This is a genomic window from Rhodanobacter sp. MP7CTX1 (assembly GCF_014205795.1).
Classification (GTDB): domain Bacteria; phylum Pseudomonadota; class Gammaproteobacteria; order Xanthomonadales; family Rhodanobacteraceae; genus Rhodanobacter.
Genome location: NZ_JACHCN010000003.1, coordinates 137,270 through 159,262 on the forward strand (window position 1 = coordinate 137,270; position 21,993 = coordinate 159,262).

Consider the following 21,993-nt stretch of genomic DNA (forward strand, 5'->3'; position numbering starts at 1 on the left):
GACGGAGGGACGCTCATGAAGAATCGCATCGGCGGCTTGGGAACAACCTGTGCAGTCATCGCCCTGAGCCTTGCCTGTGGCGCAACTGGCGCGCAGGACATGGGCGCGCTAGGCGGCAAGCTCGGCGCCATGGTTCCGGTCAGCTCCATGACCTCAGGCAGCATGGGCAACGTGGCGGGACTCTTGCAATATTGCGTCAAGAACAACTACCTCGGCGGTGCGTCGGGCGCGTCGGGTATCCAGAACCAGCTGCTGGGAAAAATGGGCGGTGCGTCCAATCCGGCGGCCACCAGTGGCGGGGACTACAAGAGCGGTGCCAACGGCATCCTGCAGGCCGGCAACGGCAAGAGCATGGACCTGTCCAGCGTCGGCGGCGGCTCGAGCGACATGAAGTCGAAGATCACCACGAAGGTCTGCGACACCGTGTTGAAACAGGGCAAGTCCTACCTGGGGCAGGGAATGTGATCGGACGTGGCGCGTTCAGTCGCAGGAACTAGCGTGCAACGACCCGAGTGGCTCGTCCAGGGCGGTAGATGGTTTTAAGCCGCTGATAGACGGTCATCACGGCCTCGCCGTAGTTCCTGGCCAGGTCCGGTGTGTGGCTGTGGTAGTAGCCGACTCCCAGTACGGGATCATGCGTCTCGTGCATGCCGTCGCGCAGGATCTTCGCTGCAACGGAGATGTTGGTTCTCGGGTCGAGCAGGGTCAGCGGATCTCGAACGGCATCCCGGTGCATCGGGTAATACACCTGCATGATGCCGACGTCCTGGACGACGGACCCAAGCTGGCTCGCAACAGCCATCTCGATCTGCACATGATGGCGTTCGCCGAGAATCAGGTGATCGTTGACCCTGAACAACCAGGGCGTCGGCGCAACCTCTCCACCGGGTAGCAGCGATCGTGATTCAACCAGCGCGACGCTGTAGAGAAGCAGTGGATCGACGCCCGACTCCTTGCCCACCTGTGCCCACAGACTCTGTTGCGATGCGATGTCCAGATCCGGCTCGGCGATCGGCATCATCAGGTCCATCGTGCTGACATCGGACAGCAGCGTGCTGGGGGTGCTCGTTTCGACGGGTGCATCGGCAGATGAACTTGGCTCTATCGGAGCCGATGCGACGACCTCAGCACTCGGCGCGGGCACGATCACTGGCTTCGGAAAGCTCTCGACGGGCTGTTGCCATACCACCGGGGCAGCCGGGACACCAAAATTTGCCGGCTTCGGCTGGGAATGCGCTACACCCATTCCCAGCAGGACCGCCGCGGCGCCGAATACTGCGCAGACAGAGACCGCAGTGACCGCGCGTCGCCGATTCGGCTGCTCCCACGTAAGCCATTGCGCCGCCAGAGCCGTGGGGCGAGCCGTCGCCAGGTTCAGCTGACTCAAGGCGGCGAGCGTAGTCGCACGCAAGCCATCAACACGGGATGCCGCGGAGAGCCGAAGCGCACCCAGGCGCCTGCTGGGAAGGGCAACGGTCGGAGAGGGGGTAGGCAGCGAGCATTTACCCACCCATTGCGTGGGAGCCGCGACTACCGTCGACCAGTCCATCGCCTCGGGATGCACAGCCGATCGAGCAGATTTCCAGCTGGCAGGTGCCATCAGGTATACGCGCCGGGGGTCGCGCCGCGACTTGCGCGGGGCGGTTGTCGAACCGGTATGAAGTGCCGTCAACGACTCGCTCGAGCTAACACGAGGGGGTGTATTCCGTGGCTGGCGATCGTTCATAGATTGGACTATTGCCGGTTTCACAGACCCCAAGTGTAGATCCCGGTGCAAGGTTTTGCTTGGGTGGGCCGCGCCTGGGGTAGGAGCCACGGTCGTGCATGCCCTTGACTCTGGATCTGGATCAAGGCTCTAGACTTGGACGCATGACCACACAGAACCCCTCATTGACCATCGGTGCCGTCGCCAAGCGCGTCGGCGTGGCGATCGACACCATCCGCTATTACGAGCGCGAAGGACTGTTGCCGGAGCCGGTCCGGCGCGCCTCGGGCTATCGCAGTTACGACGAGAGCGCCATCGCGCAGCTGAATTTCATCCGTCGCGCCAAGTTGCTGGGCTTCACGCTGGAGGAGATTCGCGATTTGCTGGCGCTGTCGGCCGATCGCCAGCGTGGGGTGAAGGCGGTGAAGCAGCGCGCACAGCAACGGCTGGCGGCGATCGAGATGCGCATCGCCGAATTGCAGCGCGTGCGCGACGGGCTGGAGCAACTGATCGATGCCTGTCCGGGCCATGGCGCGCCGGAGCACTGCCCGATCCTGCGTGCGCTGGTCGACGTGGAGCCGCTGCCATGAGCGGCGAGCAAGTACCGACCACGAAGAAGTCCCACGGAAGCTGCTGCAGCGAAACCCCGCCTGCCGGCACATCAGCCATGCATGACCACGCGCAAATGCCGCCGCACGATGGGCATGGCGCACCCGTCGTGAAGGATCCGGTCTGTGGCATGACGGTGGATCCTCAAACCGCAAATCATCGCGTTGAACATGCGGGAAAGACGTACTACTTCTGCGCCAGCGGATGTCGGGGGAAATTCATCGCCGAACCGGCGCGCTACCTGAGCGAGCGTGTGGCCGAACCCGTGGTACCCGGCGCTATCTACACCTGTCCGATGCATCCGGAAGTGCAGCAGGTTGGCCCCGGCCATTGTCCCAAATGCGGCATGGCGCTGGAACCGATCCTGCCGAGCGCTGACCACGATGACAGTGACGAGTTGTCGGCGATGACTCGACGCTTCTGGCTGCTGGCAGCGCTCACCGTACCGGTGTTTGCGTTGGCGATGGGACCGCATCTGTTCGGCTGGCAGTTGGCCGCGCCCTTGAGTCTTGCGGCGGGATGGATCGAAGCCGTACTGGCGACCGTCGTGGTGCTGTGGGGCGGCGCACCGTTCTTCGCGCGCGGCTGGCGCTCACTGCACCCCTGGTACCCCAACATGTACACGCTGATCGCGTTGGGCACCGGCGTGGCATGGGCGTACAGCGCCGTGGCATTTTTGCTGCCGGGCATTTTCCCGCCGGGTTTTCGTGACATGCACGGTCGGGTCGGTGTGTATTTTGAATCGGCGGCGGTCATCGTCACCCTGGTCACCCTGGGCGATTTCCTGGAGTTGCGCGCACGCCGGCGTACCGGCGAGGCACTGAAATCGTTGCTGGGGTTGGTACCGAAAACCGCGCGACGGATCGCCGCCGATGATAGCGAGACCGATGTGCCGCTGGATGAGGTGCTTGTCGGTGACGTGTTGCGCGTGCGTCCCGGCGAGAAGGTGCCGGTGGATGGCGCGGTACTGAAAGGCGAAAGCTACATCGATGAATCAATGCTCACTGGCGAGCCGATGCCGGTGATGAAAACGAAAGGTGACCTGGTCACCGGTGGCACGCAGAACCAGGACGGCGGGCTGACCATGCGCGCGCAAAGGGTGGGCGCGCAAACCATGCTGGCGCAGATCGTGGCGTTGGTGGCGCAGGCGCAGCGCAGCAAGGCCCCGTTGCAGCGCGTTGCCGATCGGGTGGCGGTGTGGTTCGTGCCGGTGGTGGTGATCGTCGCGTTGCTCGCGTTTGCATTGTGGGCGTGGCTGGGGCCGTCGCCGCAGTTTGCACACGCGCTGATCGCTGCCGTGTCGGTGCTGATCATCGCCTGTCCCTGCGCGTTGGGGTTGGCTACGCCGATCTCGATCATGGTGGCCAGTGGTCGCGGCGCACACAGCGGCGTGCTGTTTCGGGACGCCGCCGCGATCGAGACATTGCGTGATATCGATACGCTGGTGCTGGACAAGACGGGCACGCTGACCGCGGGCAAACCGACGTTGACTGAGCTGGTGAGTTTCGACGGACACTCGCGCGAACGCGTGCTGGCCTTTGCTGCGGCGCTGGAAAGGCCGAGTGAGCATCCGCTTGCGCGTGCCATCGTCGTCGCTGCGGAAGCGCAAGGCGTGGCGATACTGGCAGCGACGGATTTCCGTGCGTTGACCGGTCGCGGTGTCTGCGCTCGCGTTGATGGGCGCGAGGTTTCGCTGGGCAATGCCCGGTTGATGGGCGAACTCCATATCCCTATCGGCAACGATGCGATCGCTCGTGCCGAAGATCTGCGCGGTCATGGGGCAACAGTGATGTTTCTCGGCATCGATGGCGCGCTTGCCGCGATTCTGGCGGTGGCCGACCCCATCAAGCCTGATACACCAGCGGCGATCAAAGCTTTGCGGGCAACCGGCCTGCACATCGTGATGCTGACTGGCGACAACGCCACCACGGCGCACGTGGTGGCGCGCGAACTGGGCATCGACACCGTCCATGCCGATGTTTCGCCGGCGGACAAGGCTGCCGTGGTGAACGCGCTGCGTTCCGAAGGTCGCCGCGTGGCGATGGTCGGTGACGGCATCAACGACGCGCCGGCGCTGGCGGCAGCCGACATCGGCATCGCCATGGGCAGCGGTACCGATGTGGCCATCGGGAGCGCGCAAATCACGCTGGTGAAAAGTGATCTGGGTGCGATCGTGCGGGCCCGCACGTTGTCGCAGGCAACGGTACGGAATATCAGGCAGAACCTGTTTTTCGCCTTCATTTACAACGCGGTCGGTGTGCCGCTGGCCGCCGGCGTGCTGTATCCATGGTTCGGCATCACGCTGTCACCGATGATTGCGGCACTGGCGATGAGCCTGTCGTCGGTGTCGGTGGTGAGCAATGCGTTGCGGCTGCGGCAGAGCCATGCATCCTCATGACGGCTGTCACTGGCGATGACTGACGCTTGATCCTGCCGCCAGCTTGGCCATCTGCGGATCATCCCTTCCACACCATCACGGTGGGGGAGAGCACACATGAACGTCGTCAACGACACCCGTAGCACGCTCGAAAGGCACATGCCGTTGCTGCTTGGCCTGCTGGTGGCCTTGCTGGCCGGCAAGGCGCTGAAGAAGATGTTCTGGACGGCATTCGGTATGTACTGGGCGTTGCGCGCCAGCGGCCTGCATCCGTTTGGTTGAAGGCTTGCCGCCTTCATCCGATTGATCGAGGCAATGCTTTAAGCTTTGTGTCTGTTCGTCCGCGGTGCGATGACCTGGGTCGCCGGACGCCGCTCCACACACAGCACAAAGTTATCGCATGGCCCGCACTCTCGCCGAATGGCTGGCATATCAGGAACACGTCAATCCGCACAGCGTCGAGCTGGGCCTCGATCGCGTGCGTGAGGTATGGCGGCGGATGGGCGCGCCGCCGCCGGCACCCAGTGTGATTACGGTCGGTGGCACCAATGGCAAGGGCTCCACCGTGGCCTTGCTTGAAGCGATGCTGGCGGCAGCGGGGTTGCGGGTAGGTAGTTTCACCTCGCCGCATTTGCTGGACTACAACGAGCGGGTGCGCATCGATGGCGCGAATGCCGACGATGCTGCGTTGGTCGCCTCGTTCGAACGGATCGAGGCGGCACGTGGCGCTGGGCAGGGCGATGCCGTTTCATTGACCTATTTCGAGTTCGGCACTCTGGCTGCACTGGATCTGTTTGCCCGCGCCGGGCTGGACGTGGCGATACTGGAAGTTGGGCTGGGCGGTCGGCTGGACGCAGTGAACATCATTGATGCCGATGTCGCGATCGTCACCACGGTCGACCTGGATCACATGGACTGGCTTGGTCCGGATCGCGACAGCATCGGACGCGAGAAAGCCGGCATCGCACGCGCCGGCCGGCCAGTGATCGTCGGCGAGATCGATCCACCCGCCGGGTTGCTCGATGCGTTGGCGGCACGCGCTGCGCAGGTCGAGCGCGCCGGGATCGATTTTCACATCGAACGTCATGTCGGCGGCTGGTACTGGTGGCACCGCGATGGCAGTGCGATGGAGCTTCCCGATCCCGCACTGGCGGCGCCGGTGCAGTTCGCCAATGCGGCGGCGGCGATTGCGGCGCTGCGTGCATTGTTTGTCGGCGACGCATCGATGACGCCGAAGGATTTCTACGCGGCGGTCACTGCGGGTCTGAAGACCGTCCGGGTACCGGCGCGACTGCAATCGCTCGGCGGTGATCCGGCATTGATCGTGGATGTAGGCCACAACCCGCAGGCCGCGCGCGCATTGGCCGAATGGCTGGATGCGCAGCCTGCCGGCCACGTGCACGCGGTCTACGGTGCGCTGGCCGACAAGGACGTGGCCGGGGTAATCAGTGCTCTCGGCCATCGGATCGACCACTGGCATCTGGCCGGGCTGGAACAGGCAACTCCGCGCGGTCTCCCGGTGACAGAACTCGCAGCAATACTTCAGCAGACCCTGCCGCAGGCTTCGTTCGATGCGCATGTCGACGTGGCCAGTGCACTGGCGGCGGCACAGGTCGCGGCAAGGCCGGGCGAGCGCATCCTGGCGTTCGGCTCGTTTTTCGTGGCCAGCGCGGTCGTCGCCGAACGGGGCATCTGAACCCATCGACTGAGCTGAATGGCCGGTTTGGCATGGCGTTTGACCCAGGCAGGTATAATCACGCCGGTACATGTCGCGTTTGCCGCCTTGGAGCGAAGTCTTGAAAACACGCCTGCTGGGTGCCGCCATCCTGTTTGCCTTGGTGGTTCTGTTTGTACCGATGTTCTTTTCCAGCAAGCCACCGGCACCCGGTGGTGATCAGTCGGTGAGCCTGGCGATTCCCCCGGCACCGGATCGCGACCTGCAAACCAAGACCATGAACCTGACGCCGGATGCGGCCGTCGGCACGCCGAATAATGCGTCGACCCCGACTGCGGCAGCGGCTGCGTCGACCGGCCATCCCGCTGTAACTGCCGTCGCGCCCGCACCAGGCAACCAGCTGGCGACGGTCAACATTGGGTCGAATCGTCCGCGCGACGTGGAAACCGATCCTGAAGCTGGCAAGGCCCCGGTGCCGACGACGGTCACAACCGGTTCGGGCGCATCGTCGACCCAGCCGGTGATTCCAATGCAGACCAAGCCGTCAGCGAGCGCGTCCGCGGTCAAGCCGCCGCCGGTAGCTGCGGCCACCACGGCCGTCCCGGTCTCAGATGCGGCCGTCGGGCAGGGCAGCTACAGACTCAACCTCAGTGCGTATGCCAATGCCGCGGGTGCCGCGAGTCTGGAACATCGCGTGCGGGCCCTCGGCTATCCGGTGAGCAGCCATCCGCTCACCCAGGCTGGCCAGCAGCGGACGTTGGTGATCGCCGGGCCGTTTGCGACACGTACCGCGGCCGAGGCCGCCCGTCTGAAGATCATCCAGTCGATTCCCGGCGTGCCGGCGCGGCTTGAGCAGGACACCAGTCATGAAAGCGCCAGCACGTCTGCCAGCCAGCCCGCGCCAGCGACAGTTGCCCGGGCAGGCGGTTGGGCGGTGCAGCTGGCGGCGATGAGCAGCCAGGGCGACGCCAATGCACTGCGCGACAAATTGCGCGCCAACGGTTTCGATGGCTTCGTGGATACCGTCCAGTCCGGCGGCAAGCAATTGTGGCGTGTGCGCGCAGGCCCACAGACGCAGCGTGACGATGCAGTACGCGTTCGTGATCAGATCAAGTCCAAACTAAGCATCGACGGCAACATCGTTCCGATGCCATGAGCATGCACGTCTCAATGCCTACAAGCCGGTGTGGACCTTCTGCATCGGTAGCGCGGATCAAGTGGGTGAACGGATGAATTGGACCGACTACATCATCATCGGCATTATTGCCCTGTCGGTCCTGATCGGGCTGTGGCGGGGGCTGATTTCCGAGGTGCTGGCGCTGGCGATCTGGATCGTCGCGTTCTGGGTGGCATGGACCTTCGGCCCGACGGTGGCCGCGCATTTCGACCCGATGATCAAGCTGCCGTCGGTACGTATCATTGTCGGTTATGGCCTGTGCTTCGTGGCCGTACTTATTCTTGGTGCACTGTTGCGCTTCGCGATTGGCCGACTGGTCGACAGCACCGGCCTGTCCGGCACCGATCGTCTGCTCGGCACAGTGTTCGGTTTCCTTCGCGGCGTACTGCTGGTCGCGCTGCTGGTGTTTCTGGTCGGCTTTACCGCATTCACCCGCGATCCGTGGTGGAAAGAGTCGGTGTTGCTGCCGCAGTTCCAGCGTGTGGCCTCATGGCTGGAACAGCGCGTGCCCGCCGATATTCGTGAGCATATCCATCCAGGTGAGGTACTCGATCACCTTCCGAGCTTGCCGCCCGCGACACATGCCCCCATATCGGCCGCGCCGTCCACCTCGGCAAGCACCGTCTCACCGGCGGCTGCAACAAGTGCGACCCGTCATCCCGCGAGCTTCTGAAACAGGACTTTCCGAAGCGCGACTTTCTGAAACACGACTTTACTGAAGCAGGCAACAAATCATGTGCGGAATCATCGGCATTGTCGGTACCACCGAGGTGGCATCAGCGCTCTATGACGGGCTGACGGTGCTGCAGCATCGTGGCCAGGACGCGGCCGGCATCGCGACGGTGGATGGCTCGCGGCTGCGCCTGCACAAGGGCAACGGGCTGGTGCGTGACGTGTTCGGCCAGGCCGCGATGAGCGGTCTGCGCGGACGCATCGGCATCGGCCACTGCCGCTATCCCACGGCCGGCTCCGAAGGTTCGGCCGAGGCGCAGCCGTTCTACGTCAACTCGCCCTACGGCATTGCGTTTGCGCACAACGGCAACCTGGTGAACACCGAATCGCTGCGCCGCGAGATGTTCCAGGACGACCGCCGCCACATCAACACCGATTCGGATTCCGAAGTGTTGCTCAACGTGTTGGCGCACGAGCTGCAGATCCAGGACCGGATGGCGTTGACCCCAGACCATATCTTCAAGGCGGTCGCCGGCGTGCACGCGCGTGCGCGCGGCGGCTATGCCTGCGTCGCGCTGGTGCTGGGCTATGGGCTGGTCGCGTTCCGCGATCCGCATGGCATCCGCCCGCTGGTGCTGGGTGAGCGCGTCACCGCGGAAGGTCGCGAGTACGCGGTGGCATCCGAGTCGGTTGCGTTCGACGTGCTTGGCTTCAAGCGCGTGCGTGACATAGCGCCGGGCGAGGCGGTGATCATCACCGATGACGGCCAGCTGCACAGCCGCCGCTGCGCCGAGGGCGCGGTGCACTCGCCGTGCATTTTCGAATACGTCTACCTGGCGCGCCCCGACTCGATGATCGAGGACGTCTCGGTCTACAAGGCGCGCCTGCGCATGGGTGAAAAGCTCGCCGAAAAAATCCTGCGCGAACGCCCCGAGCATCATATCGATGCGGTGATTCCCATCCCCGATACCGCGCGTACTGCGGCCAGCGCGCTGGCTGGCGCACTCGGCGTGCCGTTCCGCGAGGGCTTCGTCAAGAATCGCTATATCGGCCGCACGTTCATCATGCCGGGGCAGGGTGAGCGGGTGAAATCGGTGCGTCGCAAGCTCAATGCGATCGATCTGGAGTTCCGCAACAAGAACGTGCTGCTGGTCGACGACTCGATCGTGCGCGGCACCACCTCGAAGCAGATCATCCAGATGGCACGCGATGCGGGCGCCAAGAACGTCTACTTTGCCTCAGCCGCGCCGCCGGTGCGCTATCCGAACGTCTACGGCATCGACATGCCGTCGACTTCGGAGCTGGTCGCTGCTGGCCGTTCCGAGCATGAAGTGGAAAAGATGCTCGGTGCTGACTGGCTGATCTACCAGGATCTCGAAGACCTGATCCGCGCGGTGCAGGATGGCAACGAAAAGCTGAAGCACTTCGACACTTCGTGCTTCTCCGGCGAATACGTCACCGGCCTCGACCAGCGCTATCTGGAACAGATCCAGATGCTGCGCTCGGATGACGCCAAGGCGGCACGCCGCGCGGTGTAACGGAGCAGGGCGAGGGGCGAGTAGCGAGGGCGCCACCTGGAGTCTTCGTCCAGGTGAGGCAAGTTGCCCTTCGCCCTTCGCCCTTCGCTACTCGCCCCTCATCTCTCATCAATGAACGACCTCCACGCCGCCGCCAAACGCTGCCTCGACGCCACCGATCCCGCCGAGAAACTGCAACTGAGCCACGCAACCTGGCAAGCCCTGCAGGCGGGCGAGCTGCGCGCCGACCCCACCTCACCACCACCCGAACCGATCGCCGCACCCGGACGTCCCGTCAGGCCACGGCTGGTCAACGCGCGCCAAGTTCCCCAGCGCGGACTCGGCAGCGAGGAAGGCCGCGCCGCCCTGGTGCACGCGGTGGCGCATATCGAATTCAACGCGATCAACCTGGCGTGGGATGCGGTATATCGCTTTCGCGGCAAGCCCGATGCGTACTACCGCGACTGGGCCAGTTGCGCGAACGACGAGGCGCGGCACTTTGCCATGCTTTCCAAGCGCTTGGCCGAACTCGGTCACGCCTATGGCGACTTTGATGCGCATGACGGCCTGTGGCAAATGGCGGAAAAAACCGCCAGCCACGACACCGCCCGCATGGCGTTGGTGCCGCGGGTGCTGGAAGCGCGCGGACTCGACGTCACTCCAGGCATGATCGATCGCCTGCGCCATCTTGGCGACACCCGCACGGTAGCAATTCTCGAAGTGATCCTGCGCGAGGAAGTCGCCCACGTCGCCGCCGGCACCCGCTGGTATCACGATTGCTGCCAGCGCGACGGGCTCGAGCCCGTCGCCACCTTCTTCGACCTGCTGCGTGATTACATGGGCGTCAGCCTGCGCGGTCCGTTCAACCTGCCAGCCCGCCGTGAAGCAGGGTTTGTCGAGGAAGAACTCGACCGGTTGACCACGATGGCGATGGAGAGCCGCGCTGCGCTCTAGGAGTGGCCTTGGTTGCGGCGGCTTCGAGAGCATCGCGGCTGAAGCCGCTCCCATAACGGGTTCCGCAGACATGAAAAAGCCGGCGCGAGGCCGGCTTCTTCATCGAATTTTGGTCGGGGAGACAGGATTCGAACCTGCGACTTCTACGTCCCGAACGTAGCGCTCTACCAGGCTGAGCTACACCCCGTGGGAAGCCGCGTATCTTAATCGTAGCGTGAAGGCTTGGCAACAGGCGGGATGCAATGATCGACTAAAACGGCGAGGAAGCGGCCCGGCCTTCTGCTAATCTTTACGGCTGCCGTCACGCGGTCAGCCGTGAGGCGTGTTCTCCCCATCGTTAGCAGAGGATTTCATGGCGCTTACCCCGGCCCGTACCATGCCCGGCGTGCTCGAGCTGTTGCCGCTCGACCAGATCGCGTTCCAGCGCATGCTCGACGTGATCCGCCGTAATTACGAACTCTTCGGCTTCCTGCCGGTGGAGACGCCGGTGATCGAATACTCCGACATCCTGCTGACCAAGACCGGCGGCGAGACCGAGCGCCAGGTGTATTTCGTGCAATCGACCGGTGCGCTCGAGAAAGAGGGCATGCCCGAGCTCGCGCTTCGCTTCGATCTCACGGTGCCGCTGGCGCGCTATGTGGCTGAGCATGAGTACGATCTCAGCTTCCCGTTCCGTCGTTACCAGATGCAGAAGGTGTATCGCGGCGAGCGCGCCCAGCGCGGTCGTTTCCGCGAGTTCTATCAGTGCGACATCGACGTGATCGGCAAGGACTCACTGTCGGTGCGCTACGACGCCGAGATTCCGGCGGTGATCTACAGCGTGTTCCGCGAGCTGAACATCGGTGCGTTCACCATCCAGATCAACAACCGCAAGCTGATGCGCGGCTATTTCGAAAGTCTGGGCATTGTTGACGGCGAGCAGCAGACCATGGTGCTGCGCGAGGTGGACAAGCTGGACAAGCGCGGCGCCGACTATGTGCGCGACACGCTCACGGGCGCGACGTTTGGCTTGAGTGCCGAGGTGGCTGAGAAGATCCTCGCTGTCGTGCGAGTGCGTTCAACTTCGCTGCAGGACGCGTACGACAAGCTCGACGCATTGGGCGCCGGCCCGGAAGCGATGGAGCAGGGCCGTGCCGAGCTGAAGGAAGTGTTCGGCCTGATCCACGCGTTCGGCGTGCCGGATTCGCACTACGTACTGAATCTGTCGATCGCTCGCGGCCTCGACTACTACACCGGCACGGTGTATGAGGCGACGTTGAACGATCACCCGGAGATCGGTTCGATCTGTTCCGGCGGCCGCTATGAGAATCTGGCCAGCCAGTACACCAAGTCGCAGTTGCCCGGGGTCGGCATTTCGATCGGTCTCACTCGTCTGTACTGGCAACTGCGCGACGCCGGTTTGGTCGGCACCGCGAAGAGCACGGTCGACGTGCTGGTGACGCAGATGGATGCGGCGCAATTGCCCGCGTACCTCGCGCTGGCCAGCGAGCTGCGCGGTGCCGGCATCGCCACCGAGGTGGTGCTGGACGGTGGCAAGCTCGCCAAGCAATTCAAGTATGCCGATCGCGCAGGTGTCCGCTTCGTGATCGTGCTGGGTGAGGACGAGATCGCCAAGGGCGTCGTGACGGTGAAGGACTTGCGTCGCGGAGACCAGTTCGAGGTGGCGCGTACCGAATTGATCAAGACCTTGCGAGTGGAGCTGGAGCAAGCAGCGGCGATGGGCTGAGTTTGCCTCCACCCTCCCGAGAAGAGAGGGTGGCTTCGCAACAGCAGTGTCAACGCTTTGCCGGATGCTTGAGGTAACTGTTGGGCTTCGCTCCGCTTACCCCAACCTACGCGCGGTATCCAACGATATAGACATTTCAACGAGGCAGCAGTGAGCAAATCCGACACCATCGTTCTCGACGGCAACAGCCTCACCCGCGCCCAGCTGGTGGCGGTGGCGCGAAACAGCAACAAGGTTTCGCTGGACCCCGCAGGGCTCAAGCGCGTGCAGCGCGCGGCGGATTTTCTCGCCGATAAAGTCAGTTGCGGCGAGCCGACCTATGGCGTTACGACCGGTTTCGGCAGCAATGCCGACAAGCTGCTCGGCGCCCATCGATTGCGTGACGAGTTGCCGGACAGTCGGGCACACAAACCCGAAGGCACGTTGCTGGAGGAATTGCAGCACAACCTGATCACCACGCACGCCGTGTGCGTGGGCAAGCCGTTCGGCGAAGACGTGGTGCGGGCGATGCTGTTGATCCGCATCAATACGCTGATGCGCGGCCATTCCGGTATCCGGGTGAGCACGCTCGAAGCGCTCACGGCGATGCTCAACGCTGGCGTTGTTCCGGTCGTGCCGGAAAAAGGCTCGGTAGGCGCCAGCGGTGACTTGGCGCCGCTGTCGCATCTGGCGATCGTGCTGCTTGGTGGTGGCGAAGCGTTCTATCAGGGCGAGCGCATGTCGGGTGCCGAGGCGCTCAAGCGTGCCGGTCTGACCGCGATCCGCCTGTCGTTCAAAGAAGGCCTCGCGCTCAACAACGGCACCGCGCAGATGCTCGCGACCGCCGCGTTGGCGCTGGATGTATTGGAGCGGCTGCTGGATAACGCCGACCTGGCCGCTGCGATGACACTGGATGCGTTTGCCGGCCGTAGTGGTGCGTTGCGCCCCGAGGTCCACGCGTTGCGTCCACATCCTGGACAGGTGGAAACCGCAGCGCAGGTTCGTGAACTGTTGGCAGGTTCGACCCTGATCGACATTCCCTATCACCTGGTTCCGCGCTTCAAACCGTGGAGCGTCGAAGCGTGGAGCGAGCCCGAAGCTCAGGCGCTCAGTTTCGACATCGGCTGGGATTGGGTGCCGGCGAATCAGCGGCACGGTAGGGAAGCTTTCTACAGCCGCTTCCTGCCATTCAAGGGCGGCAAGAAACATCAGCCACAGGATGCCTACAGCCTGCGCTGCATGCCACAGGTTCACGGCGCGGTGCGCGATGCATGGGCGCAAGCGTGCCGGGTGATCGACATCGAATTGAATTCGGTTACCGACAATCCGCTGATCTTCCCGGATGCGGAAGATGCGCTATTCATCGAGGATCAGGTGATCTCCGCCGGCCACTTCCACGGCATGCCGCTCGCGCTGGCAATGAGCTACGTGAAGGCCGCGATTCCGGTACTCGCCTCGATCTCCGAGCGGCGCTTGAACAAGCTGGTCGACGCGGCTACCAATGACGGCCTTCCGGCGTTTCTCACCGGCAATGAGGACGGCACTGATTCCGGTTTCATGATCGTGCAGTACACCGCCGCCGCGCTGGTCAACGACCTTGCTACACGGGCGCATCCGGCCAGCGTGTATTCGGTGCCGACGAGTGCGAATGCCGAAGATCATGTGTCGATGGGTGCGAACGAGGCGCGTCATGTGTTGGAGATGACCGAAGACCTCGGGCATGTGCTGGCTCTTGAGCTGTATACCGCCGCGCAGGCACTGGACTTCCGTCAGGCCATGTTGAATGCCGCGCGCCGGCTCGCCAATCGTGGCGGCTGGCAGGCGCTCGCGGCGAAGATCTCGAACGCACCACGCGAGGATCACGCGCATTACGCCCAGTTCGTTGCCGAAGTGAAGCAACTCACCGCTGCGCTGGCCAGCGCCGGCGATTTCCATGCGGGTGCCGCCGTGCGCGACGCGCATGTAATCCTGCGCCAGCACATCAGCTTCATGCATCGTGATCGCGCGATGGATGGCGAGGTGCAAACCGTCTGCACGCTGGTGCAGCAGGATGCGTTTCGTCAGCCGCGCACGGCCTGAACCCCTATCCCTTTCATTGGAACCCAGACCATGAGCCTGATTGAAACGCCCGTGTCGTACGGTGAATTGATCGACAAGATCACCATCCTCGAAATCAAGTCTCGTCGCATCACCGATGACGCCAAGCTGGCCAATGTGCGCAACGAGCTGGACCTGCTCAACGCGACCTGGGCCAACGACGCAGCCTCGCACACCGACATCGCCGACGAACGCCAGCGTCTGCTGACGGTGAACGAAACGCTGTGGGATATCGAAGACAAGATTCGGCTGAAGGAACGCGCACAGCAGTTCGATCAGGAATTCATCGAACTGGCGCGTGCGGTGTATTTTCGAAACGACGAACGCGCGGCATTCAAGCGCGAGATCAACCTCAAGCTCGGCTCGCAGCTGATTGAAGAAAAGTCGTACCAGGATTACCGCGCGGTCTAACGCTTCCGCTTCTCTGTGGCTTTTCTGTGGGAGCGACTTCAGTCGCGATGCTTTTCGCTCGACGAGATCAAGAGCATCGCGACTGAAGTCGCTCCCACAAAATCTTCGCTCCTACAGGCCGAGGTCCTGTGCGGCCGCTTCATAGCGTTCGATCACCTCATCGACGCTGATCAGGTCCATTACGCCGGGGCGCTCGATCTTGCTGCCCCACGCCAGCTCGCTGGCCGGCTTGCCCAGGTATTTGCGTGCGGCCTCGTCATACTTGTTCACGCACCAGCGGCGGTCGGAGTAAGGGCCGGAGCGGTCTGGATTGCTTGCTGCATGCAGGCCCAGCACCCGGGTGCCGACGGCGTTGGCCATGTGCATCGGGCCCGAATCGGGCGCCAGCAATAGTTGAGCGCGGCTGAGCATGGCCAGCAGTCGTTTCAGGGTGTCCTTGCCGGTAAGGTCGAGCGGCGCGCATTTGCATGCGGCCAGCACGGCGTCGGCCATGGCGCGTTCGCCCGACGAAGGACCACCGACCAACGCCACGCGCCAGCCGCGGACAGTGGCGTGATCGATCACGGCGGCATAGCGTTCCGGGTGCCAGTTGCGCAGTGCGTGGCTGGATGTGGGGCTGACCAGCAGGGTCGGTGTGTCGCCGGATAGCTGTTCAGCAGCCCAGGCATGCGCCTCATCGGGGATCGGGATGTCCCAGCGCACCTGCGTCTGCCTGAGGCCGAGCGGCTCGCAGAAACTGCCGATCGCATCCAGCACATGTTCGCCGGTGCGCGCCGGTATGCGCTCGTTAATGACCAGGCCATGCAGATCTTTCGAGCGTGCGTGGTCGTAACCCACGCGTCGATCGGCCTTGATGCCCAGGCTCAACAGATTCGAGCGCAGCGCGACCTGCATCTGCAGCAACGCATCGAACCTGCGTCCGCGCACCACGGAATGCACGGCACGCATGCCAGCCCAGCCAGCCGCCTTGTCGAACGTGACGAATTCCACGCCGGGCAGGTCACCGACCAGTTTGCGTTCAAGCTTGCCGATGATCCACGTCAGTGAGGTGGCCGGCCACGCCTGCTGAAAAGTCCGTAGCAGCGGTACCACGTGGGTGACATCGCCGATGGCGGAAGTTCGCAGCAGGCAGATCGAGGCGGGTGCGGTCATGGGCTTGGGTTAGAATCTTCAGGGAGTGGACGGTGACGACAGTCCGGCACCATTGGGCGGGATGATGCAGGAACGAGCACACAAAGACGCAGCGGGTGCGATTCTGTTCGACGCCACCGTGTCGCCACAAGTCGATCATGACTGGTTTGCACCGGATTACTGGCGCGGACGAGATGCCTTGCGCATGCAATCAGGCGGTCGCGGTGGCGTGGCGATCATCAGCAGCCCGGCCGGCGAGTGTGTATTGCGGCATTACCATCGCGGCGGCCTGGTGGCCAGACTTATGGGCGATCGCTATCTATGGACCGGTGCGGATCGCAGCCGTGGTTTCGCGGAGTTCCGCCTGCTCGGTACGATCGCACGGCTCGGACTGCCGGGGCCGTCGATAGTGGCCGCGCGCTACTGCCGGCATGGCCTGTTCTACACCGCGGATCTGATTACGCGCTTCATCGAAGATGCTCCGACGCTCGCCGAGTGTCTGGCGGCAGGGCGGCTTGACGGTGAGTTGGCCGAAGAAGTCGGTGCACTGGTGGCGCGCTTTCATCGCGCGGGTATCTGGCATGCCGACCTGAATGCGCACAATGTGTTGGTGACAACGGGCCAGCTCTATCTGATCGACTTTGACCGTGGTCAGTTACGGCCGCCGGCGCGAGCATGGCAGCTGGCGAACCTGCGACGACTTCGCCGCTCGCTGTTGAAGCTGGGTGCCGCGGCGCAAGGTGAAGCCGTATTCGAGCAGAATATCTGGCAGCCCCTCCTTTATCGCTACGGGCGTACATTGGACGCATGAACTGGCATCTGCATTTTCTTGGCGTCGGAGCGGCGCACGCCGTGGAGCTTGGTTCCTCGGCCGTGGTGCTGGAGCGCGATGGCGAACCCCTGTTGCTGATCGATTGCGGGCCGGACACGCTCGATCGCTACATGGCCGCCTACGGTGCGCCGCCGCGCGCTGTGTTCATCACGCATACCCACATGGATCACGTAGCTGGGCTGGAGCGGTTGTTCTTCAAACTGTGGTTCGACGAACGCCTGCGCGGCACCACCAAGTTCTTCGTGCATGCCGCGCTACTGCCGTGGCTGCAGATGCGTGTGGCCGACTATCCCGGCGCGCTGGCCGAAGGCGGCGTCAACTATTGGGAAGCGTTTCGGCTGCTTCCGTGCACGCGGGGCTTCTGGCTGGACGGGCTGTGGTTCGACGTGGTCGCCACGCGCCACCACGTGCCTGGTACGTCGTACGGCATCGCGTTGGCGGGCTGCTTCGCCTACACCGGCGATACCCGGCCGATTCCCGAAATACTCGGTCAGTACGCCGGCGGGCAGGAGCTGATCGCCCACGATTGCAGCCTGATGGGTAATCCATCGCATACCGGCATCGACGATATCGAGCGCGAATATGACCAGTCACTGCGTTCGCGATTGCTGCTGTACCACTACGGAAGTGCTGCTGATGGCGCGGCCCTGGCCGCCCGCGGCTATCGCATCGCTGAGACCGATGGGCGCGTGGCGCTGCCTGAACCGGGAGCGCCACGGCCGGATGCCGGTTGAATCAGTGCATGCTCGCTTGCCTGTATCGGAGCCTGACGCTATCCTTCCGCTTCTTTGCTGGAGTTGCTTGACCAGCAGAGGCGGTTTCACCCATGCGGAGAGGTGTCCGAGTGGTTGAAGGAGCACGCCTGGAAAGTGTGTATACGGTAATACGTATCGCGGGTTCGACAAATTTGTCTGGAACAAATTTGGACAGCCGCAGGCTGGCCCCTCGCGCCAGCGAGGGGTGAGGCTCAGGATGAGCCGAACAATCCCGCATCCAGCCGTCCGTGTTGTTGTTTGTTGCAAGTGGAGAGGTGTCCGAGTGGTTGAAGGAGCACGCCTGGAAAGTGTGTATACGGTAATACGTATCGCGGGTTCGAATCCCGCTCTCTCCGCCAACTTGCAAGGTTCCAAGCGGGTCTAGCCCGTCAGTTTCAGGGCTCAACAGCCCACGTCTATGGTGGCCCCGTCGGTCCCCCCGCGACGATAGTTCGCAAACTCCGCCAGGTCCGGAAGGAAGCAACGGTAGCGAATGATTCGGGTGCCGGGGTGTGGCTGGCGGGGCCGCCGCCTTTTCGGCGGTTGCCTCGCAGTTGATGCGACAGACAACCGTCACTATGCCTGCGGGTCACGCGGCTTTATGTTACTGACTTGCCGCCCCTGACTTGGCACAATCACCCTTCGCCCCAAGGTAGTCAGGCATGTCTTATCAGGTACTCGCACGCAAGTGGCGGCCGCGCAAATTCGCCGAGCTGGTTGGGCAGGAGCATGTCGTTCGTGCGCTCACCAATGCGCTTGAGACTGGCCGCATGCATCACGCCTACCTGTTCACCGGCACGCGTGGTGTGGGCAAGACCACGATTGCGCGCATTTTCGCCAAGTCGCTGAACTGCGAGCGCGGACAGTCGTCTGATCCGTGCGGCGAGTGCTCGGTGTGCACGGCGGTGGACGAAGGCCGCTTTGTCGACCTGCTGGAAATCGACGCCGCCAGCAATACCGGCGTGGATGACGTGCGCGAGGTGATCGAGAACGCGCAGTACGCGCCCTCACGCGGCCGCTTCAAGGTGTACCTGGTCGATGAGGTGCACATGTTGTCCAAGAACGCGTTCAACGCGTTGCTCAAGACGCTGGAAGAGCCGCCGCCGCATGTGAAGTTTCTGCTGGCCACCACCGATCCGCAGAAGCTGCCGGTCACGGTGCTGTCGCGCTGCCTGAAATTCAATTTGAAGCGGCTGTTGCCGGAGCAGATCTCCGGCCAGATGCGGCACATCCTGGCGGCGGAAAACATCGCTTACGAAGACAGCGCGATCGGCGAACTGGCGCGCGCGGCCGACGGTTCGCTGCGCGATGGCCTGTCGCTGCTTGACCAGGCGATTGCCTACGGCGGTGGCGCGCTGCATGCCGACGACGTGCGCACCATGCTCGGCAGCGTGGCACGCGGGCAGGTGCTGGGCGTACTGGATGCGCTGGCGGCCGGCGATGGCGAACGCATGTTGGCGGAGTGCACGCAAATTGCCTCGTATTCACCGGATTTTGGTGGCGTGCTGGACGATCTGGCCAGCGTGCTGCACCGGCTGCAGTTGATTCAGTTGATACCCGGCTACCAACCGGACGAAGGCAGCGACGATGACGGCGCCCTGGTTGCCCTGGCCGGACGGATGACGCCGGAAGACGTGCAGCTGTACTACCAGATTGCCACCTCGGGCCGGCGTGATCTGGCGCTGGCGCCAGATGCGCGCACCGGTTTTGAAATGGCGTTGCTGCGCATGTTGGCGTTCCGGCCGGGCGATGGTTCGCCTGCGCGGCCTGAGCGTCCGGTCGCGAGCAGTCCGGCATCGCCACCCGCGTCGCCACGTCACGTGGCCTCGGCGCCGGCCCGTCCTGCTGCCGTCGCGGAGCGCCCGACCAGCTTCGCCGCATCGTCGCCCCCGCGCAGCGAGCCGACACCATCGGCGGCGCCTCCCGCCGCAGCCCCAACACCACCGGTTCCCGTGGCGCGGGATGCCGACGGCCTGCCGAATTGGGAAGCATTGATCGAACGGGCGGGTTTGCGCGGCCCGTTTGGACTGCTGGCACAGAATGCCGTGCTGCGCGGACGCGAGGGCCAGACCCTGGTGCTCGCGCTGCAGCCGGCACATATGAGCCTGGCGGTCGAGCCGATGGTCAGCCAGATGGAAGAGCGCATCGGGAACGCGCTGGGTGAGCGCATCCGCTTGCGTTTTGTCGGCCACAGTCAGGGCTCGGTACCGGAAACCCCGGCAGCCCGTGCGGCACAGGCGCGCGATGCGGCGCAGTCCGCTGCCGAGCTGTCGATCGAAGGCGACCCGCTGGTGCAGTCGCTGAAGCGAGAATTTGGCGCACGCGTGGTGCCGCAATCCATCAAACCCTTTGGCAATGAACCTGGAGCAGTGTCATGAGAGGACAAATCGGTCAGCTGATGCAGCAGGCCCAGCGCATGCAGGAAGACATGAAGCGTGCGCAGGAAGAGATCGCCAAGCTGGAGGTCACCGGCAGCGCCGGTGGTGGTCTGGTCAGCGTGGTGATGACCGGCGCGCATGAGGTGCGTCGGGTGCAGATCGACCGGCAGACGTTTGCCGACGACCCGGAGATGGCCGAGGATCTGGTCGCCGCCGCGATCAACGATGCCGTGAACAAGGTTGCCGAGCACAGCAAGAACAAGCTTGGCGGCGTCACCGCCGGGATGAACCTGCCGGCCGGCTTCAAGATGCCGTTTTGACGGCACACTGACGGCATGAGCAAGCTGTTGAGCGATCTGATCGAAGCGCTGCGCTGCCTGCCTGGCGTGGGCGGCAAGAGTGCCCAGCGTATGGCCTTCCATCTGCTGGAACGCGAGCGCGAACGTGGCTTGAAACTGGCCGCCGTGCTCGAGCAGGCGATGACGCGCATCGGTCATTGCAGCCAATGCCGTAACTTCAGTGAGCAGCCGCTATGCGCACTCTGCTCCAGCGACACTCGCGATCGGCAGGTGCTGTGCGTGGTCGAATCGCCGACCGATCTGGCGGCGATCGAACAGGCCACTGGATTTCGCGGACAGTATTTCGTGCTGATGGGGCGGCTGTCGCCGCTGGATGGGCTGGGGCCGGAAGAGCTCGGGCTGGCCCAGCTCACGCAGCGTCTGGGCGAAGGCGAGGTCGAGGAGCTGATCATTGCCACCAACCCCACTGTGGAAGGCGAGGCCACCGCGCACTATCTGGCGCAACTGGCCCGCGCCGGCGGTGTGCGACCGACCCGACTCGCGCACGGCGTGCCGCTCGGCGGTGAGCTGGAATATGTCGATCGCAGCACGCTGGCGCATGCCTTTGGCAGCCGGCAACTCCTTGACTGAATCACGACAGGACTGGCCATGAGCGACACCATCTTCAGCAAGATCATTCGCCGCGAAATTCCGGCCGATATCGTTTATGAAAACGATGATGTGCTGGCCTTTCGCGACTTGAATCCGCAGGCGCCGGTGCATGTGCTGTTCATTCCGAAGAAGCCCTTGGCGACGCTCAACGACGCCACCGAGGCGGACGCGGCGTTGCTCGGCAAGCTGCTGCTGGCCGTCGCCGATTACGCCAAACAAGAAGGCTTTGCGGAGCAGGGTTATCGCGCGGTGATCAACTGCAATCAAGACGGCGGGCAGACCGTGTTTCATCTGCACGTACACCTGCTGGCGGGGCGTCGATCGAGCTGGCCACCGGGTTAAGTGCAACAGGCATGTCCACACATAAGAACGCCGGCCTCAGGCCGGCGTTCTTATGTGTGATTTCAGAAGCAATTACATGTGATGCGGCGGTGGCGGTCGCACCACGATCACTCCTCGCGGGCCACCCCAGTACGGTCCTCCACCCCAGCACGAGCCGCCGCCCCACGCGCCATATCCATAGAAGCCGCCACCCCACGGACCGCAGAACCCGTCGTAGTAACCCCATGGATCGGCATTATTGACATATTGTTGCCTGGGCCACAGGTAGACCACGTCCGCCTGCACGCGCGGATACGCGTAGTCGAAGCCACCCACTTTCTGCGAAAGCGTGCCATTGATGGTGCCGGTAACTGTCAGTTCGCGACCCCGGGTAAATACTTCCGGATCGTAAAAACCACTGCGGCAGGCGACGAAGCGGCCCTGGCCTTCGCTGCCGTTACCGAGTTCGGGGCGAGCTTCACTATCCAGCGGATGTGACATCAGATAAAAGCAGGTTTCCTGCGGCCCCGGTTCGGTCTTGATGATCTCGCCACCCCAGCGTACGCGGTTGCCGCCGGCGCCTCCCTGCTGCGCGCTGGCGGTCGTGACATTGGTGTAAGTGCCCTGCAGCGGCGGGGGAATCGTCGCGCATCCACCAAGCAAGGCGATGGCGGTGGCGACTGTGAGCGGGCGGTACATGGACATGGCGTCTTCTCCATACATGGGC

Annotated in this window: 21 protein-coding genes, 3 tRNA genes and 1 other RNA gene; 21 read left to right on the forward strand and 4 right to left on the reverse strand. The window is 63.6% G+C overall.

The genetic code is table 11. From position 1 onward, the window contains the following. Nucleotides 1–15: 15 nt before the first annotated feature. Nucleotides 16–465 (forward strand): DUF2501 domain-containing protein, encoded by a 450-nt coding sequence (locus HDE77_RS05430; protein WP_221444135.1) that lies wholly within the window; start codon nt 16–18, stop codon nt 463–465. Between the two features lie 28 nt (nt 466–493). On the opposite strand, the gene HDE77_RS20420 is transcribed toward HDE77_RS05430, so the two are convergent. Further along, nucleotides 494–1,387 carry a transglycosylase SLT domain-containing protein gene (locus tag HDE77_RS20420; protein WP_255482559.1) on the reverse strand — a complete coding sequence of 298 codons (894 nt, stop codon included), beginning with the start codon at nt 1,385–1,387 and terminating at the stop codon, nt 494–496. 482 nt (nt 1,388–1,869) lie between these two features. On the opposite strand from HDE77_RS20420, the gene HDE77_RS05440 reads away from it, so the two are divergent. The 8 genes from HDE77_RS05440 to HDE77_RS05475 all read left to right on the forward strand — a co-directional run bounded on the left by HDE77_RS05440 (nt 1,870) and on the right by HDE77_RS05475 (nt 10,686). After that, nucleotides 1,870–2,295, forward strand: coding sequence for a heavy metal-responsive transcriptional regulator (locus HDE77_RS05440; RefSeq protein WP_184416351.1), 426 nt, complete (start codon nt 1,870–1,872; stop codon nt 2,293–2,295). 95 nt (nt 2,296–2,390) lie between these two features. After that, nucleotides 2,391–4,712, forward strand: a complete 2,322-nt coding sequence (locus HDE77_RS05445) for a heavy metal translocating P-type ATPase (protein WP_255482568.1) — start codon at nt 2,391–2,393, stop codon at nt 4,710–4,712. Between the two features lie 96 nt (nt 4,713–4,808). Beyond that, nucleotides 4,809–4,973 (forward strand): hypothetical protein, encoded by a 165-nt coding sequence (locus tag HDE77_RS05450; protein ID WP_184416151.1) that lies wholly within the window; start codon nt 4,809–4,811, stop codon nt 4,971–4,973. 118 nt (nt 4,974–5,091) lie between these two features. Further along, the gene (folC, locus tag HDE77_RS05455; protein ID WP_184416152.1) at nt 5,092–6,387 is read left to right on the forward strand and encodes a bifunctional tetrahydrofolate synthase/dihydrofolate synthase; all 1,296 of its coding nucleotides are present in this window, start codon (nt 5,092–5,094) and stop codon (nt 6,385–6,387) included. Nucleotides 6,388–6,487: 100 nt separating this feature from the next. After that, nucleotides 6,488–7,522, forward strand: a complete 1,035-nt coding sequence (locus HDE77_RS05460; RefSeq protein ID WP_184416153.1) for an SPOR domain-containing protein — start codon at nt 6,488–6,490, stop codon at nt 7,520–7,522. A 73-nt stretch (nt 7,523–7,595) separates the two neighbouring features. After that, the gene (locus HDE77_RS05465) at nt 7,596–8,216 is read left to right on the forward strand and encodes a CvpA family protein (RefSeq protein WP_184416154.1); all 621 of its coding nucleotides are present in this window, start codon (nt 7,596–7,598) and stop codon (nt 8,214–8,216) included. 61 nt (nt 8,217–8,277) lie between these two features. Further along, a complete protein-coding gene (gene purF, locus HDE77_RS05470; protein WP_184416155.1) occupies nt 8,278–9,753 on the forward strand; it encodes an amidophosphoribosyltransferase in 1,476 nt (491 codons plus the stop codon). A 111-nt stretch (nt 9,754–9,864) separates the two neighbouring features. After that, nucleotides 9,865–10,686 (forward strand): ferritin-like domain-containing protein, encoded by an 822-nt coding sequence (locus tag HDE77_RS05475; protein WP_184416156.1) that lies wholly within the window; start codon nt 9,865–9,867, stop codon nt 10,684–10,686. Between the two features lie 110 nt (nt 10,687–10,796). On the opposite strand, the gene HDE77_RS05480 is transcribed toward HDE77_RS05475, so the two are convergent. Continuing rightward, nucleotides 10,797–10,873: transfer RNA gene (locus HDE77_RS05480), tRNA-Pro, on the reverse strand. Between the two features lie 165 nt (nt 10,874–11,038). Between HDE77_RS05480 and hisS the strand changes: the two genes are divergently transcribed. The 3 genes from hisS to HDE77_RS05495 all read left to right on the forward strand — a co-directional run bounded on the left by hisS (nt 11,039) and on the right by HDE77_RS05495 (nt 14,899). After that, nucleotides 11,039–12,412, forward strand: a complete 1,374-nt coding sequence (gene hisS, locus HDE77_RS05485; RefSeq protein ID WP_184416157.1) for a histidine--tRNA ligase — start codon at nt 11,039–11,041, stop codon at nt 12,410–12,412. A 150-nt stretch (nt 12,413–12,562) separates the two neighbouring features. After that, on the forward strand, nt 12,563–14,470 hold the full coding sequence (locus tag HDE77_RS05490; RefSeq protein ID WP_184416158.1) for an aromatic amino acid ammonia-lyase: 1,908 nt from the start codon (nt 12,563–12,565) through the stop codon (nt 14,468–14,470). Nucleotides 14,471–14,500: 30 nt separating this feature from the next. Further along, entirely contained in the window at nt 14,501–14,899 is a 399-nt protein-coding gene (locus HDE77_RS05495; protein ID WP_184416159.1) for a DUF6165 family protein, read from the forward strand. 111 nt (nt 14,900–15,010) lie between these two features. On the opposite strand, the gene HDE77_RS05500 is transcribed toward HDE77_RS05495, so the two are convergent. After that, nucleotides 15,011–16,051, reverse strand: coding sequence for a glycosyltransferase family 9 protein (locus HDE77_RS05500; RefSeq protein WP_184416160.1), 1,041 nt, complete (start codon nt 16,049–16,051; stop codon nt 15,011–15,013). 64 nt (nt 16,052–16,115) lie between these two features. Between HDE77_RS05500 and HDE77_RS05505 the strand changes: the two genes are divergently transcribed. The 9 genes from HDE77_RS05505 (at nt 16,116) to HDE77_RS05545 (ending at nt 21,287) form a co-directional block, all read left to right on the forward strand. Then, nucleotides 16,116–16,841 (forward strand): 3-deoxy-D-manno-octulosonic acid kinase, encoded by a 726-nt coding sequence (locus HDE77_RS05505; protein WP_184416161.1) that lies wholly within the window; start codon nt 16,116–16,118, stop codon nt 16,839–16,841. After that, a complete protein-coding gene (locus HDE77_RS05510; protein ID WP_184416162.1) occupies nt 16,838–17,596 on the forward strand; it encodes an MBL fold metallo-hydrolase in 759 nt (252 codons plus the stop codon). The genes HDE77_RS05505 and HDE77_RS05510 overlap by 4 nt, the downstream gene beginning before the upstream one ends. A gap of 94 nt (nt 17,597–17,690) precedes the next feature. After that, a tRNA-Ser gene (locus HDE77_RS05515) sits at nt 17,691–17,815 on the forward strand. A 71-nt stretch (nt 17,816–17,886) separates the two neighbouring features. Then, nucleotides 17,887–17,976 (forward strand) — tRNA-Ser (locus tag HDE77_RS05520). 69 nt (nt 17,977–18,045) lie between these two features. After that, an RNA gene (gene ffs, locus HDE77_RS05525) (signal recognition particle sRNA small type) lies at nt 18,046–18,142 on the forward strand. Between the two features lie 137 nt (nt 18,143–18,279). Beyond that, complete coding sequence (gene dnaX, locus HDE77_RS05530; RefSeq protein ID WP_184416163.1) at nt 18,280–19,995, forward strand: DNA polymerase III subunit gamma/tau; 1,716 nt, start codon at nt 18,280–18,282, stop codon at nt 19,993–19,995. Then, nucleotides 19,992–20,315 carry a YbaB/EbfC family nucleoid-associated protein gene (locus tag HDE77_RS05535; protein WP_184416164.1) on the forward strand — a complete coding sequence of 108 codons (324 nt, stop codon included), beginning with the start codon at nt 19,992–19,994 and terminating at the stop codon, nt 20,313–20,315. The genes dnaX and HDE77_RS05535 overlap by 4 nt, the downstream gene beginning before the upstream one ends. Before the next feature lie 15 nt (nt 20,316–20,330). After that, entirely contained in the window at nt 20,331–20,924 is a 594-nt protein-coding gene (recR, locus tag HDE77_RS05540) for a recombination mediator RecR (protein WP_184416165.1), read from the forward strand. 18 nt (nt 20,925–20,942) lie between these two features. Then, on the forward strand, nt 20,943–21,287 hold the full coding sequence (locus tag HDE77_RS05545; RefSeq protein ID WP_184416166.1) for a histidine triad nucleotide-binding protein: 345 nt from the start codon (nt 20,943–20,945) through the stop codon (nt 21,285–21,287). Between the two features lie 72 nt (nt 21,288–21,359). On the opposite strand, the gene HDE77_RS05550 is transcribed toward HDE77_RS05545, so the two are convergent. After that, nucleotides 21,360–21,971, reverse strand: coding sequence for a Slp family lipoprotein (locus tag HDE77_RS05550; RefSeq protein WP_184416167.1), 612 nt, complete (start codon nt 21,969–21,971; stop codon nt 21,360–21,362). Between the last annotated feature and the right edge of the window lie 22 nt (nt 21,972–21,993).